This is a genomic window from Streptomyces sp. NPDC051907, from assembly GCF_040681075.1.
GTDB lineage: Bacteria > Actinomycetota > Actinomycetes > Streptomycetales > Streptomycetaceae > Streptomyces.
Genome location: NZ_JBFAYB010000007.1, coordinates 133,593 through 148,070 on the forward strand (window position 1 = coordinate 133,593; position 14,478 = coordinate 148,070).

General features: G+C 72.2%; 10 protein-coding genes, 1 pseudogene and 5 riboswitches. Of the genes and pseudogenes, 8 read left to right on the forward strand and 3 right to left on the reverse strand.

The annotated features are described in order from the left end of the window. Window positions 1–35: 35 nt before the first annotated feature. Entirely contained in the window at window positions 36–2,783 is a 2,748-nt protein-coding gene (locus AB0M39_RS07285) for a prenyltransferase/squalene oxidase repeat-containing protein (protein WP_365361200.1), read from the reverse strand. Between the two features lie 155 nt (window positions 2,784–2,938). After that, window positions 2,939–3,085, reverse strand: a riboswitch (cobalamin riboswitch). A gap of 99 nt (window positions 3,086–3,184) precedes the next feature. Then, window positions 3,185–3,262: riboswitch (cobalamin riboswitch) on the forward strand. A gap of 122 nt (window positions 3,263–3,384) precedes the next feature. On the opposite strand from AB0M39_RS07285, the pseudogene AB0M39_RS07290 reads away from it, so the two are divergent. Next, window positions 3,385–4,796 (forward strand): annotated as a pseudogene (locus tag AB0M39_RS07290) (hypothetical protein). A gap of 70 nt (window positions 4,797–4,866) precedes the next feature. Here AB0M39_RS07290 and AB0M39_RS07295 read toward each other — a convergent pair. Both AB0M39_RS07295 and AB0M39_RS07300 read right to left on the reverse strand, forming a co-directional pair. Continuing rightward, window positions 4,867–5,352, reverse strand: a complete 486-nt coding sequence (locus AB0M39_RS07295) for a DUF4430 domain-containing protein (RefSeq protein ID WP_365361105.1) — start codon at window positions 5,350–5,352, stop codon at window positions 4,867–4,869. 141 nt (window positions 5,353–5,493) lie between these two features. Continuing rightward, window positions 5,494–5,631, reverse strand: a riboswitch (cobalamin riboswitch). A gap of 116 nt (window positions 5,632–5,747) precedes the next feature. Then, window positions 5,748–6,668 (reverse strand): cobalamin-binding protein, encoded by a 921-nt coding sequence (locus tag AB0M39_RS07300; protein ID WP_365361107.1) that lies wholly within the window; start codon window positions 6,666–6,668, stop codon window positions 5,748–5,750. 66 nt (window positions 6,669–6,734) lie between these two features. Next, window positions 6,735–6,914: riboswitch (cobalamin riboswitch) on the forward strand. Between the two features lie 230 nt (window positions 6,915–7,144). On the opposite strand from AB0M39_RS07300, the gene AB0M39_RS07305 reads away from it, so the two are divergent. From AB0M39_RS07305 to AB0M39_RS07335, 7 genes are all read left to right on the forward strand, one after another. Beyond that, window positions 7,145–8,644, forward strand: a complete 1,500-nt coding sequence (locus tag AB0M39_RS07305; protein ID WP_365361109.1) for a CoA-acylating methylmalonate-semialdehyde dehydrogenase — start codon at window positions 7,145–7,147, stop codon at window positions 8,642–8,644. A gap of 5 nt (window positions 8,645–8,649) precedes the next feature. Further along, complete coding sequence (locus tag AB0M39_RS07310; RefSeq protein WP_365361111.1) at window positions 8,650–9,798, forward strand: acyl-CoA dehydrogenase family protein; 1,149 nt, start codon at window positions 8,650–8,652, stop codon at window positions 9,796–9,798. Beyond that, window positions 9,795–10,871 (forward strand): enoyl-CoA hydratase/isomerase family protein, encoded by a 1,077-nt coding sequence (locus AB0M39_RS07315; RefSeq protein ID WP_365361112.1) that lies wholly within the window; start codon window positions 9,795–9,797, stop codon window positions 10,869–10,871. The genes AB0M39_RS07310 and AB0M39_RS07315 overlap by 4 nt, the downstream gene beginning before the upstream one ends. Further along, window positions 10,868–11,791 carry a 3-hydroxyisobutyrate dehydrogenase gene (mmsB, locus tag AB0M39_RS07320; RefSeq protein ID WP_365361114.1) on the forward strand — a complete coding sequence of 308 codons (924 nt, stop codon included), beginning with the start codon at window positions 10,868–10,870 and terminating at the stop codon, window positions 11,789–11,791. Before AB0M39_RS07315 ends, mmsB begins: the two co-directional genes overlap by 4 nt. Next, window positions 11,788–12,579: an enoyl-CoA hydratase gene (locus AB0M39_RS07325; protein ID WP_365361116.1), complete on the forward strand. Its 792-nt coding sequence runs from the start codon at window positions 11,788–11,790 to the stop codon at window positions 12,577–12,579. Before mmsB ends, AB0M39_RS07325 begins: the two co-directional genes overlap by 4 nt. A 267-nt stretch (window positions 12,580–12,846) precedes the next feature. Beyond that, window positions 12,847–13,040: riboswitch (cobalamin riboswitch) on the forward strand. A 481-nt stretch (window positions 13,041–13,521) separates the two neighbouring features. After that, window positions 13,522–14,205: a (2Fe-2S)-binding protein gene (locus AB0M39_RS07330; protein ID WP_365361202.1), complete on the forward strand. Its 684-nt coding sequence runs from the start codon at window positions 13,522–13,524 to the stop codon at window positions 14,203–14,205. Window positions 14,206–14,339: 134 nt separating this feature from the next. After that, window positions 14,340–14,462, forward strand: coding sequence for a hypothetical protein (locus AB0M39_RS07335; RefSeq protein WP_365361118.1), 123 nt, complete (start codon window positions 14,340–14,342; stop codon window positions 14,460–14,462). Window positions 14,463–14,478: the final 16 nt, after the last annotated feature.

Here is a 14,478-nt window from a genome sequence, read left to right on the forward strand (position 1 = left end):
CACGCCGCGCGCGAGAGTGCGTACCGCCTGCCGGCTCACTGCCCGGCTCCGGCGCTCTCGCGACGCCGGGCCACGACGACGAAGCGCCAGCCGGCCCCGACGAGGACGGCGGCCGCCGCCGCGAGACCGCCGAGCTGGGCGCCCGTCGAGGCCAGGCCACCGCCGCCGCCCGTCCCGCCCGCGCCGGCCAGGCCGCCGTCGGCGCCTGCCGACTGGCCCCCGGAGTCGCCAGGGGTCACGATGACGGGCGTCGAGCCCGAGGGGCTGGGGATCGGCTGCGGGGCGGTGCCCGTCAGGCTCCGGGTGAGGACGCCGAACGAGATGCCCGTGGCGCCGCCGACGGCCTGGGTGGAGGCCCGGATGTCCGATCCGGGCTGCCCGCCCTTGGCGACGTTGAAGCCGCCGTCCCGGTTCTGCTGGGAGGCCAGGAACTTACGGGCCTTCGCGATCTGGGCGCTGTACTTCTCGCCGTCGAGGGACAGGCCCTGGACGGCGAGCGCGGCCGAGTTCACCGAGTTGCCGGACGCGCCGGGGAAACCGCCGTCGCCGAGCTGTTCGCTCGCGATCCAGGCGAGAGCCTTGTCCACGGCCGGGTCCGCCTCGTCGCCGGCGACCAGGTCGAGGGTCATCGCGGCGATGGCGGTGGAGTCGACGTCGGAGTCCCCCGTCGGGGGGATGAGGCTCGGCCAGGCGCCGGACGGCCGCTGGAGGCTCTTGAGGTAGGAGATGGGCTCCGCCGCGGCGTCCCTCTCGCCGGCTCGTACCTGGGCCATCACGCCGAGGGCCTGGGCGAAGACGGAAGGGGCGTACGTATAGGCGCCCTTGGCCGGGCAGGAGCGGTTCGGCGGCTTGCTCGGGGCGGTGCACACCGCCTTGGCGAGTGCCCCGACGAGGTCCTGTCCGCCGAAGTTCCGGGGGTCGCGGCCGACCGCCTCGGCGAGGAGCGCGGTCTTGCCCATCGAGCCGCCGGCGGCATGGCTGGTGCCGACGCCCGTCCAGGCGTGGACTCCGCGGCCCGTGCCGTCCTTGCCCCCCTTGTCGAGGAAGTCGACGATATTGCGGAGCGTGGCGTTGTCGAGGCCCGTCGCCGCGAGGGCGAAGGCGCCGTCGATCGTCATGCCGTAGTCGGCGAACCCCCGGCCCTGGCCGTTGTCGTACCACCGTCCCTGCTTCAGGTTCGCGGGCTTCGTCAGATAGGCCACGCCCTTGTCGAGGTCCGGTCCCTCGCCGGGCGGCGAGGTCGGAGGAGCGGTGGTGGCCGGGGGAGCAGTCGTGGTCGGGCTCGGGGAAGGCTGCGGCGGCTCGGGCTTCTTGACGCTCAGCGACACCAGGTCGACGCCCGCGCCCGCGAGGACGGCGGGAGACGTGGCGTACACGACGGAGTCGGCGGCGCCTTCGTCGAAGCCGAATCCGCCGTCGCGGACCTGCTGGCCGGACAGCCATGAGACGGCGGCGTCGGACCGGGCGGCGTCGCCGAGGGCCCGCAGGGCCTGTGCGGCGAGGGCGGTGGCGGTGACGCTGCCGGTCGTGGAGCCGTTGTAGCCGGGGTAGGAGCCGTTGCCGAGCTGCGTCTTGTGCAGATACGCGCGGGCCTTGGCCACCTCGCCGGCGTGCCCGCCCGCCTTGTGCAGCACCAGGGCGACCAGACCGGTGGTCATCGGGTCGCCTTCGCAGTTCTCGCCGGGCCGGATCAGGATGCTGGTGACGCTGCCGTCCTCGCACTGGAGCCGCGTCAGACGGGTCACCGTCTCGGCGGGCGGCTGGAGTCCGCCGCGCAGCAGGGCGAGGACCGCGAGCGCCTGGCCGTCGCCGTAGCCGGCGTTGAGGAAGTCGCCCTTGGCCGTGCAGCCCGGCTTGGGGCCGTTCTCCGGGCCGGAGTCGCAGACGTTGGCCAAGAGGTCGGCGAGGAGGTCGTGGCCGCCGAACGCGCGCGGGTTCGCCTCGGTGATCTCCGCCAGCAGGGCCAGCCGCGCCGCCGCCGTCGGATCGGGGGCCTGGTCCTTGCCGGACGGGTAGGCGTACGCCTCGGTGTGCGCGGCCAGGAACGCCGTCACCTTGTCCAGGGCGCCGCTCTTGCCGTTCGCGGCGGCGAGCGCGTACGCGGCTTCGGCGGTGAGCAGGTAGTTGGGGGTCTCCGCGCCCTCGTCGACGACGCGTTCGCCGTCGGTGAGCCGGGTCGCCATCCAGCGCGCGGCGGCGGGAACGTCGATCTTGGACGCCGGCGGCGTCGGCGTCGGCGTGGGGCTCGGGGCGGGCGTCTCTCCTCCGCGGGCCCGCACGTCGTCGGGCGAGAAGCGGGGCTTGCCGGTGCTGCCGCCGACATCGGTGCCGCCGAACACCCAGGCGTCGACGTCGCCGGGCTTCGGCTTGCGGGCCATGGCGCCGAGAGGGCTGTAGGTCCACGTGGACTGCCCCGGAGAGGCGATCCAGTACGACCAGTACGCCGTGGCCTGCGGGGTGAGGACGCAGTCCTCCTTGTCCGGAGTGGGGTACTGCGTACCGGAGTCGAACGAGCCGTAGCCGATGCGGCAGATGAAGGCCGGACCGTCGTGCCCGGTTCCCTCGGTGGTGAAGCCCGCCTCGTGGAGCAGCTCGTACCCGGTCGTGGGAGTGGTGTCGCAGCCCCGCTCGACCTTGCCGCCGAACGGTCCGAAGTCGACGGCGACGATCGAGCCCTTGGCCGCGGTGCAGTCCTGGATCGGATCGGCCGCCGCGGGCTCCGTCCCGGTGACGAAGGACACGCCTGCCAGGAGGGTCAGCGCGAGGGCCGACACCAGGGACAGTACTCTCGCGCTCGTCCCCCGACGCTCTGTTGCTCTTCCGGTACCCACCGCGGCCCCTCGTGTCGGCCGGGCGGGTCCCGCGCGTGGCTGCAGGCCCCGCACGGAGTCTCCGCAGGGGCTGGCCGAACCACGCCGTAGACCGCGACGGCGTCTGTCGCTGAAGTGCTGCTCAGCCCAGGCATTCCGGCTCGCCCGTACGGTGTCGGGCCCACGGCTGCGGGTCAGCGCCGGAGTTCGACCGGCTTCCCCTGGTACTGAGTGTGTATCAGCCGGATTGCAACACGCTTGTGGGTACATCGTCAAGGTCTTGTGAAGTCCGCCGGTCATGAACCGACGAGGGCTCAAGTCCCCTGTCCTGGCTAAAGGTTGGGCTCTCCGGTAGCGTCCTGGGCTGCCACATGGGGGAACCTGGTGAGACTCCGGGGCTGACGCGCAGCGGTGTGGGACCGGCGAAGGGCCGGTGCCGAGCCCGAATGCCCAGACGGCGAGCACCACAGGAAGCTGTACCACGCGTTCGGACGGCGGCCACTGGTCCGCCGTCGTGCCTCCGGACGGCGAACTCCAGGCACGGGCCGGCGTCCCTCGACTCCAGGAGCAGGCCATGGCCCGTACCCGTACTCCCCTTCGCACCGCGCTCGTCGCCCCCGTGGCGCTCGGAGCCCTCGTCCTGACGACGTCGCCGGCGTCGGCGACCGCCACACCCGCGCAGATAGCCACCTCGAAGACGAACGGCGTCGCCTACCTCAAGTCCCTCCAGGCCGCGGACGGCTCCTACGCCGGCTCGGGCCTGTCGAACGAGTGGGCGTTCAGCGCCTTCGCCGCGGCCGGCACGGCCGCAGCGGACGTGACGCCCGGCGGGGACGCCTCCAAGAACGCCCGGAAGATCTATAGATCGCACCTGTCGGCGCCGGGCTGGCCGTCCGGCTCGCCTGTCGTCACGGACTACGAGCGCGCCACGCTCAACGCCTACGCGGCCGGCCTCGACCCGGCCAGGATCTCGGCCGGCCGCAACCTGATCGCCGACGTCTACGGCTACTGGCAGAGCGCCGAGGCGGGCTACTTCGGATCCTCGGCGAACTACAACGGCACCGTCTTCGCGGCCCTCGCGCTCGGCGGGGCGAAGACGCAGGCGGGCGCCCAGCGGGTGCCCCAGGCTCTGCTCGCCAAGGTGGTCACACGCATCCGCGCCAACCAGCACAACGACGGCGGCTGGAACTTCGGCAAGGCCGAGGGCAACCCGTCCCAGCTCGCCGCGGCGAGCGACATCGACATGACCGGCGCCTCCATGGCCGCCCTGTGCGTGTCCGGGGTGCCCGCGAGCGACCCCGACATCGTCCAGGCCAAGGCCTCCTCAAGAGCAAGCTGGTCGTCGGGTCGGGCGCCTTCAACGCCATGTTCGGGCCGAACACCAACTCCAACGGATGGGCTGTCTCCGGGCTGAACGCGTGTGGGATCAACCCCCAGACGGGCGACTTCCTCACCGCCGCCGGCAAGACGCCGCTCGACTTCCTCATCGCCCAGCAGTTCAAGCCGGGCGGCGGGTTCAAGTACCTGCCGAGCGACACCGTGCCCAACGCCTACGCGTCCATCGACGGCCTGCGCGCGGTGGCGGGCGGCGGCTTCACCGCCGCCCCGCCGACTCCTCTCGCCGCGGGCGAGACGAAGTGGGTCGCCCAGAGCGGCTTCACCGCGGGGACCGCCGCCAAGCTGGCGCTGACCGTCGACGACGGATCCGGTGCCCTCAAGGTCTGCTCGGTGTCCTTCACGCCGACGGGCGCCACGACCACCCTGGGCGACGTCCTGACGGCGGCGACCGGCGCCGCGACCCCGTCCGGGTGCGTCACGAGCGTGACTCCGTCCTCCGGCACGGGCGTCGTCACGGCCGTCAACGGCACGGCGAACAGCGGCGGTTCGACGTGGAAGGCCAGCGTCGACGGCTCCGTTCCCACCGCGGCCGACCGCGCCAGGGTGATCAACGTGGGCGACACGATCGCCCTGACGTACGGCAGCTGACCGGCCGGCGGCCGTGGGTCCGCGGAGGCGCTCCTTCGCGGACCCACGGCCGTGCGCGTGGCCCGACGGGTCAGAACGTCGTCCAGGTGAACGCCACCTGGTCGCCGGCCTTCAGCTTGAACTGGCAGCCGCCGACGGGCGTCGGAGTGCCGTTGACGGATATGTTCCAGTAGGCGACGCCGCCGCCGCTGACGTCCTTGATGGTGTCGACCGAGAAGTCGTCGAACGAGGCGTACCAGGCGCCGTCCCAGGTGAAGTGTCTCTTGCGGGCCGCGTCGTCGAGGGCCGCGGTCGGCGTCGGCGCCTTCGAGGGGTTGGCCCCGCCGTTCGTGCCGTCGCACTTGTGCGTGCCGCCGGCGGCCGTGGTGACGTCGTGGCCCTTCGTCTTGATCCTGCCCTTGAACAGCAGACCGTCGGGCCCTTGGACGCTGAGGGTCACCTTGATCGGCGCGTTGGAGCGGGGCGCGGTCTTCGCGTGGGCGACCGCCGGTGCGGTGGTGGACAGGAGGCCGGCCGCCGCGGTGGCGACGACGGAGCGAACGAGGAGCTGGCGCATGAGTGCCTTCCTGGAGAGGTCCCGCCGACGACTCCCTCCCTCCCGTCTGCGCCGTGCTCCGGCCGGCTCCCCGGGGAGGGAGGCGGGCAGGGGCCGGCGCACCGGGACTCCGGGCTTCGCGCTGCGGACCATGACAGTGGGAAGCGATGCCGCGCGCACACCGGGTGCTCCGACTCGCGGCGCTTCGCGGCGCCGCACACGGTTGCAGGTCAGCGCCGGATTCCCACCGGCTTCCCCCAGCTGTGCATGCAATTCGGTTGTGTGCTCGGGTACTTGGCCGAAGCAGAGGCATCGTAGGGTGCGGCAGCGGCGCCTGGCCACAGATTCCCCCGAGGTCCTGACGAATTCCTTCACAGCCGGCCGTGAGCGGACCGCAACAGGCATGTCGAGCGCGGTCAGGCGTCGGCCAGTCTCCGGGCCTCGCCGGGTGCGACCGCGGTGCCCAGTTGCTCGGAGTGCAGGACGTGGGCCAGCACCTCCACGCCTCGGACCACGCGCGGCCCCGGACGGTTGAAGTAGGCCGGCCCGTCGAGCACCCAGACCTCTCCGCTTCGTACGGCCGGAAGCTCCTCCCAGCCCGGCAGACGGGTCAGCAGCTCCCGCTCCTGGAGCGTCCGCTCCGGACTGAAGCCGCACGGCAGGACGAGCAGGACGTCGGGCCGGGCCGCGACGACGTCCTCCCACTTCATCGGCTTGGTGTGCTCGCCCGGCGCGGCCAGCAGCGGCTGTCCGCCGGCGCAGGAGATCTGCTCGGGGACCCAGTGGCCGGCGGGCCAGAGCGGATCCAGCCACTCGATGGCCGCCACCCGGGGCTGCGCGAGTCCCGCCGTGCGGTCGCGAACCGCAGCCAGCCGGGCCGTCAGCTCCGCGCGGCGCCGCAGGGCGACGCGCTCCACGTCCAGCAGCCGCCCCACGCGCGTCAGGCAGTCGAGCACGTCGTCCAGGGTCCTCGGCTCCAGGCTGAGCACCCGTGTCCGCCCATGAAGGACGCGTACGGCCTGGGAGACCCCCGCGTACGACACGGCGCACACATCGCACAGGTCCTGGGTGAGGACCACGTCGGGCGCGAGGGAGGCCAGCGCCTCGGTGTCGAGCGCGTAGAGCGACGAGCCCGAGTGCCTGGCGCCGCCCACCGCGTCGGAGATCTCACGGCTGCTCAGCGTGTCCGACGAGAACTCCGCGGAGGTGACGACCGGCACGCCCGCGACGGCTTGTGGCGGCCAGTCGCACTCGTGGGTCCGGCCCACGAGCTGCCCCGCCAGCCCGAGCTCGGCGACGATGTCCGTGGCGGCCGGGAGCAGCGAGACGATGCGCATGCACCGACCCTATGCCCGTCCCGGTCGAGTGGCGGGGGTGGACTTACTAGGACGTCCAACTATATCGTCGTGAACCAAGCCCGCGGTGCAGGGAAGCCGGTGTGAATCCGGCGCGGTCCCGCCACTGTGACCGGGGAGTGCGTTCTCCGCCAGACAAGGCCACTGACAGAGCACCTCTGTCGGGAAGGCCGGAGAGCATGCGCTGATCCGGGAGTCAGGATACCGGCCGTGGGGTGTTCCGTGTTGTCCACGAGGATGGAGCAGACACGCATGGCACCGGTCCGTACCCATGGCCCTGGTGATCCGGCGAAGCACGCCCACGTCATGAACGTCGCGCACGTCATGTCCCGGCTGTAGCTCTTCGACGGCTTCCCGCCTTCGCGTCCCACGGCTCGCCCTCCACGGCGCACCCGACCGGTGCCGTCGTGCGGCCCGCCGTGCCATCCCCGGATCTCCCCTGACGAGAGCAGGCTTCCATGGTCCGCGAACTGACACATTTCATCGGCGGCAAGCACACCGCCGGCGCCTCGGGGCTCTTCTCCGACGTGTACGACCCCAACACCGGCTCGGTCCAGGCCCACGTGCCGCTGGCCGGCCGGGACGAGACCCGCGCCGCGATCGCCGACGCCGCCGGCGCCCAGCCGGAGTGGGCCGGGTGGAACCCGCAGCGCCGCGCCCGCGTCCTGCTCCGGTTCCTCCAGCTCGTCGAGGGCGAGCGCGACGAGCTGGCGCGAATGCTCTCCGCCGAGCACGGCAAGACGGTCGCCGACGCGCACGGCGACCTCCAACGCGGGCTGGAGGTCGTCGAGTTCGCCGCCGGCATTCCGCACCTGCTCAAGGGGGAGTTCACCGACAACGCCGGCACCGGCATCGATGTGCACTCGCTGCGCGGCCCGCTCGGCGTGGTCGCGGGGATCACCCCGTTCAACTTCCCGGCGATGATCCCGCTGTGGAAGATGGCGCCCGCGCTGGCCTGCGGGAACGCCTTCGTCCTCAAGCCGTCCGAGCGCGCCCCCTCGGTGCCGCTGCGGCTCGCCGAGCTGTTCCTGGAGGCCGGGCTGCCCCCCGGCGTGCTGAACGTCGTCAACGGCGCCAAGGAGTCCGTCGACGTCCTGCTGGAGGACCCCCGGATCCAAGCCGTCGGATTCGTGGGATCCACCCCGATCGCGGCGCACATCTACGCCACCGCCGCCGCGCACGGCAAGCGCGCGCAGTGCTTCGGCGGCGCCAAGAACCACATGATCGTCATGCCGGACGCCGACCTCGACCAGGCCGTGGACGCGCTCGTCGGCGCCGGGTACGGCTCGGCCGGCGAGCGCTGCATGGCGATCTCCGTCGCCGTGCCCGTGGGAGAGGAGACCGCCGACGCGCTCGTCGCCAAGCTCAAGGAACGCGTCGGCACACTCCGTATCGGACGCTCCGACGACCCGGACGCGGACTTCGGCCCGCTCGTCAGCCGTGACGCCCTCGACCGCGTCCGCCGCTATGTGGACATCGGCGTAGGCGAAGGCGCCGAACTCGTCGTCGACGGCCGCGGCTTCGCGCTCCCCGGCCACGAGAACGGCTTCTTCGCCGGCGCCTCGCTCTTCGACCGGGTGTCGCCCGCCATGCGGATCTACCGCGAGGAGATCTTCGGACCCGTGCTCTCGGTCGTCCGCGCCGCCGACTACGAGGAGGCCCTGCGCCTGCCGAGCGAGCACCCGTACGGCAACGGGGTCGCGATCTTCACCCGGGACGGCGACACCGCCCGCGACTTCACCCGCCGGGTGAACACCGGCATGGTCGGCGTCAACGTGCCCATCCCGGTCCCCGTCGCCTACCACACCTTCGGCGGCTGGAAGCGCTCCGGCTTCGGCGACCTCAACCAGCACGGCCCCGACGCCATCCGCTTCTACACCCGCACCAAGACCGTGACCTCCCGCTGGCCCTCCGGGGTCAAGGAAGGCGCGAGCTTCACCATCCCGACGATGGGCTGAGCGCGATGACCACGACCACCCTCACCAAGGACCAGCTCGCCCTCGCCGAGGTCACCCTCGACTTCGCCGAGGAGCACCTGGCCCCGAACGCGCTGTCCTGGGACCAGGACAAGCACTTCCCCGTCGACGTCCTGCGCCGCGCCGCGGACTTCGGCCTCGGCGGCGTCTACGTACACGAGGAGCACGGCGGCTCCGGCCTCACCCGCGCCGACGGCGTGCTGATCTTCGAGGTCCTCGCCAGCGGCTGCCCCTCCATCGCAGGCTATCTGTCCATCCACAACATGGTCGCCTGGATGATCGACCGCTACGGCGACGACGCCCAGCGCGCCAGATGGCTGCCCGCCCTGTGCACCGCCGAGGCGCTGGGCAGCTACTGCCTGACCGAGCCCGGAGCAGGCTCGGACGCCGCAGGACTGCGGACCCGCGCCGAACGGGACGGGGACGCCTATGTGCTCACCGGCGTGAAGCAGTTCATCTCCGGCGCGGGCGCCTCCGACGTCTACATCGTGATGGCCCGCACCGGCGAGGACGGCCCCGGCGGCATCTCCGCCTTCGTCGTCGAACGCGACGACCCCGGCCTCTCCTTCGGCCCGAACGAGAAGAAGATGGGCTGGAACGCCCAGCCCACCCGCCAGGTCCTCCTCGACGGCGTACGAGTCCCCGCCGACCGCAGGCTCGGCGCCGAGGGCGAGGGCTTCCGCATCGCCATGAACGGCCTCAACGGCGGCCGGCTCGGCATCGCCGCCTGCTCCCTGGGCGGCGCCCAGAGCGCCCTGGACCGCAGCCTCGCCTACCTCGCGGACCGCGAGGCGTTCGGCGCCCGGCTCCTCGACGCCCAGGCGCTCCAGTTCCAGCTCGCCGACATGGCGACCGAGCTCGCCGCGGCCCGCGCGCTGGTCCGCCAGGCCGCCGAGGCCCTGGACCGAGGCGACCCGGGCGCGCCCCAGCTGTGCGCGATGGCCAAGCGCTTCGCCACCGACACCGGCTACTCCGTCGCCGACCGCGCCCTCCAACTCCACGGCGGCTACGGCTATCTGAGCGAGTACGGCATCGAGAAGATCGTCCGCGACCTGCGGGTCCACCAGATCCTGGAAGGAACCAACGAGATCATGCGCGTCATCGTGGCCCGAGGACTCACGGAGGCCGTCCGATGACGGCCTCCGGCGACGACCCCGTACTGCTGCGCACCGAGGGGCGCGCCGCCTACCTCACCCTCAACCGGCCGGGGGCCCTCAACGCCCTCACCCACGACATGGTGCGCACGATCGCCCGCGCCCTCGACGCCTGGGAGAGCGACCCCGCGGTCGAGACGGTGGTGCTCGCCGGCGCCGGCGAGCGGGGACTGTGCGCCGGCGGCGACATCCGGGCCATCCACGCGGACGCCCGAGCGGGCACGACGGCGTCCGCCGACTTCTGGCGCGACGAGTACCGCCTCAACGCCCGCATCGCCCGCTACGGCAAGCCCTATGTCGCCGTCATGGACGGCATCGTCATGGGCGGCGGCGTCGGGGTCTCCGCCCACGGCGCCGTGCGGATCGTGACCGAGCGATCCCGGATCGCCATGCCCGAGACCGGCATCGGGTTCGTCCCCGACGTCGGCGGCACCTATCTGCTGGGGCTCGCCCCGGGACAGCTGGGTACCCATCTGGCGCTCACCGGCACGCCCGTCGGCGCGGCGGACGCCCTGCTGTGCGGCCTGGCCGACCACTGCGTGCCCGCGGACGCCCTGCCCGCCCTGCTCGCCGACCTCGCCGACCACCCCGTGCACGACGTGCTCGCCCGCCACGTCGGGCAGGCCCCGCCCGGCGAGCTCGAGACCCAACGCGAGTGGATCGACCACTGCTACGCGGCGGACACCGTCGAGGAGATCGTCCAGCGACTGTCCTCGCACGGCGACGCGGCAGCGAAGGAGACCGCGCAGACGCTGCTGACGAAGTCCCCGACCGCGCTCAAGACGACGCTGGCCTCCCTGCGCCGCGCCCGTGGACTCGGCCCGCTGGAGAGAGTCCTGGAGCAGGAGTACCGCGTGTCCTGCGCCGCGCTGGCCCACCCCGACCTGGTGGAGGGCATCCGCGCACAGGTCGTCGACAAGGACCGGAACCCGCGCTGGAGCCCCGCCGCCCTCGCCGAGGTGACGGACGCCGACGTGGACCGCTTCTTCGCATCCCTCGGCGAGCGCGAACTCCGCCTCGCCGCCACCGACTCCCCCCAGGAGGTGCCCTGGTGAGCAGCGTCATCGCCTTCGTCGGCCTCGGCCACATGGGCGGCCCGATGGCCGCCAACCTCGTCAAGGCCGGACACCGCGTCATCGGCTACGACCTCGTGGACGACTCGCTGGCGGCCGCGGCCGCCGCGGGGGTGGAGCGGGCCGCCTCCGCCGCCGGCGCCGCGAAGGACGCCGACGTGGTGATCACCATGCTGCCCGCCGGACGCCATGTCCTCGCTCTCTACCAGGACCAGGGGCTGCTGGCCGCCGCCCGGCCGGGAACCCTCTTCGTCGACTGCTCCACGATCGACGTCGCGGACGCACGGGCCGCTCACGAGGCTGCCGTCGCCGCCGGGCATCGGGCGCTCGACGCACCGGTGTCCGGGGGAGTGATGGGCGCCGAGGCCGCCACCCTCACCTTCATGGCAGGAGGCGGCGAGGCCGAGTTCGCCGAGGCGGAGCCGTTGCTCTCGGCCATGGGCAAGAAGGCCGTGCACTGCGGGTCCGCCGGCGCCGGCCAGGCGGCCAAGATCTGCAACAACATGATCCTCGGCATCTCCATGATCGCGGTCAGCGAGGCGTTCGTCCTGGGGGAGAGCCTCGGCCTCTCCCATCAGGCGCTGTTCGACGTGGCGTCCACCGCCTCCGGCCAGTGCTGGGCGCTCACCGTCAACTGCCCTGTCCCCGGACCGGTTCCGGGCAGCCCCGCGGGCCGCGACTACCGGCCCGGATTCGCCGCGCCCCTGATGGCGAAGGACCTCGGCCTCGCGGCGAACGCGATCCGCGAGGGCGGCGTGGACGCCGCCCTCGGCCTGAGCGCCGCCGCCCTGTACGAGGCGTTCGCCGAAGGGCCGGGAGCGGAGCAGGACTTCTCCGGGATCGTACGGGCCATCAGAGAGCGGTCCGTCCGCCCCGCCGACCAGACAGGAACACCCGCATGACCGACCCGACGACCGAGCCGTACGAGACGATCCTCGTCGACCGCAAGGGCCGCACCGCGCTGATCACCCTCAACCGGCCGAAGGCGCTCAACGCCCTCAACCTCCAGGTCATGAACGAGGTCGTCGCCGCGACCGAGGCACTCGACCGCGACCCGGAGATCGGCTGCATCGTCCTGACCGGCTCGGACAGGGCGTTCGCCGCCGGGGCGGACATCAAGGAGATGCAGCCGCAGGGCTACATGGACATGTATCTGAGCGACTGGTTCACCGCCTGGGACCGGATCGCTCAGCTGCGCACCCCCACCGTCGCGGCCGTCTCGGGCTATGCGCTGGGCGGGGGCTGCGAACTGGCCATGATGTGCGACATCCTGCTGGCCGCCGACACCGCGGTCTTCGGCCAGCCGGAGATCAAACTCGGCGTCATCCCCGGCATCGGCGGCTCCCAGCGGCTGACCCGCGCGGTCGGCAAGGCCAAGGCCATGGAGCTGTGTCTGACGGGCCGCACCATGGACGCCGAGGAGGCCGAACGCGCCGGGCTCGTCTCCCGGATCGTGCCGGCCGCCGACCTGCTCGGCGAGGCGCTCGCCGTCGCCGAGACCGTGGCGGGCATGTCCGCCCCGGTCGCGATGATGGCGAAGGAGGCGGTGAACCGCTCCTTCGAGACCACCCTCACCGAGGGCGTGCGCTTCGAACGCCGGCTGTTCCACGCCGTGTTCGCGACGGCCGACCAGAAGGAGGGCATGGCCGCGTTCACGGAGAAGCGGTCCGCGAAGTTCACCCATCGCTGACCGACGCGTCGCCGCCGCCCCGCCGTCGTGATGAGCGCCGGCGGGGCGGCGGCGCTTCCGGCCGCGACGGTGACCGTCCGGCCGCCCGCCGGGCACGACGAGAGCCGCGCTGTGTTCGTCCCGTCTCCATGGCGGGCCCGCCCGGCGTGACCATAGACCGGCCTGCTGGTACAGAGCGCGCATGAGCCCGCAGAGGCGCACGACGCGCGCCCACGCTGCGCACGCGCTGCCGTGCACCCTCGGCCGGTGCGGCGGCGGGCTTATGGCGTGGAGCGTCTTCTGCCATGATGTCCCGCGAAAAGGCGACGGCGGATCGAGGAAGCCGGTGTGAATCCGGCGCGGTCCCGCCACTGTGATCGGCGAGCGGATCCCGAACAGACCACTGCCCGGGTACGGGTGGGAAGGCCGGGACGAGCTTCGACCCGAGAGCCAGGAGACTCACGCGGTCGCCTCCTCGAAGTGACTGGGGCGGATTTCCCCGGAGAGGAGGGCCTGTCGCGTGCCCAGAAGGCCGTCGCCTGGCGGTTGCGTACCGTGCCGGGTCCTCGTGTGCGACCGGCCGGCGCCATCGACGTACAGCACTCGGCCGACGTCCTCCGCGGGCGGCCGGCCTGCCTGGTTCGACCCCCTCGACGCCCCCGGCGCCGCCCCATGACCTCGCCGCCTGGGCACGGGCCGGAGAACCGGGCGCCGCCACGCGATCGGACGTCCCCGTAGCCCCCGACGTTCGACGACCCTCTCGGAATGAGGTGATCCAAGGCCGTCCCCTATTCGGCGACTGACTGATTGGCGACGCCATTCGTCGAGCCTTCGATTCCAAGGCGGGGAGATTTCCTCGTCATGCCCGGCGAGTGAATTCCGTTCACCCGAAATCCGGATCCGATCCGCACGACCCGAAATCGGTGCACCACGACCAGACATGTGGGAGTCGATGTGAATGCCCTGCGGCAGGCCCCCGTCCGATCCGTCGCCGAGGCCCTGGAGGAGGTCGGGGCCTTCGGCGCGTTCTTCACGATCGAGCTGGGAGGCTCCGACGAAGGCTGGCACCCGGTCGAGGACGCGTACGCGCACGGATGCGCGGATCTGGTCGCGGCGACGGCCGACCGCTATGGCACCCGCGAACTGCGCATCGGCGCCTCCATGGTGTACCTCGGACACGCCGCGCGCCTGTGGTCACCGGTCCTGGCCTGCACTGTCGTCAGCGGGATCGTCCCGGATCTGCACGGGCTGCACCGCGCCGACGACGGTCCGGACCTGAGGCTGCCGACGTCTCCCACCGGCTGGCTGGTGGACGGCGTTCCGCGCCTCACGGACGTGCTGTACGAGGTCGTCGTGGGCCGGCATCTGGACGCGCTGGCCGCCGGGCTGAAGGTCAAGGTGGCGCCCCGGCTGCTGGCCGGGAACGCGGCGTCGGCCCTGGCCGAGGCCGCGCGCGCCGTCCTGGCGGCCAGACCGGATCTTCGCGGGCCTCTCGCCGATCTCGTCGACGGCTTGCTGAATACCGGCCGGCTGGCCGGCTCGGGAAATATCATCGCACCCGATCTGAGCTTCCGTCGCAGGAGTTGCTGCCTTTACTACCGGGTGCCAGCGGGAGAGAAGTGCGAGGACTGTTCGCTCGCCGGATGAACTCTCGAGTTCCTCCCGGGCGGGTATTGAGAAATCCGGCGCATTCCCTCTACCGTGTTGATGCAAGTCACTCGCAACTGCACAGGATGTGCACGTGAGTTGGCAGGTCCTGTGCCGATCTGAGGAGGACGCACATGGCGCACCACGGCTGGGCCGAGCCCGAGGAGCCCCAGAAGGGGCTGAAGTCCCACACCCCGGCGGTCGACGCACCGTTCGAGTGGCGTGAGGACGTCGAGGACGAGCAGACCGAAGACTGACGAGAGCGGCGGGGGG

Bases quoted from the DNA above. Each gene is read 5' to 3' on its own strand.
- AB0M39_RS07295 (WP_365361105.1), bottom strand. From the start codon at position 5,352: ATGCGCCAGCTCCTCGTTCGCTCCGTCGTCGCCACCGCGGCGGCCGGC.
- AB0M39_RS07300 (WP_365361107.1), bottom strand. From the start codon at position 6,668: ATGCGCATCGTCTCGCTGCTCCCGGCCGCCACGGACATCGTCGCCGAG.
- AB0M39_RS07305 (WP_365361109.1), top strand. From the start codon at position 7,145: ATGGTCCGCGAACTGACACATTTCATCGGCGGCAAGCACACCGCCGGC.
- AB0M39_RS07310 (WP_365361111.1), top strand. From the start codon at position 8,650: ATGACCACGACCACCCTCACCAAGGACCAGCTCGCCCTCGCCGAGGTC.
- AB0M39_RS07315 (WP_365361112.1), top strand. From the start codon at position 9,795: ATGACGGCCTCCGGCGACGACCCCGTACTGCTGCGCACCGAGGGGCGC.
- AB0M39_RS07325 (WP_365361116.1), top strand. From the start codon at position 11,788: ATGACCGACCCGACGACCGAGCCGTACGAGACGATCCTCGTCGACCGC.
- AB0M39_RS07335 (WP_365361118.1), top strand. From the start codon at position 14,340: ATGGCGCACCACGGCTGGGCCGAGCCCGAGGAGCCCCAGAAGGGGCTG.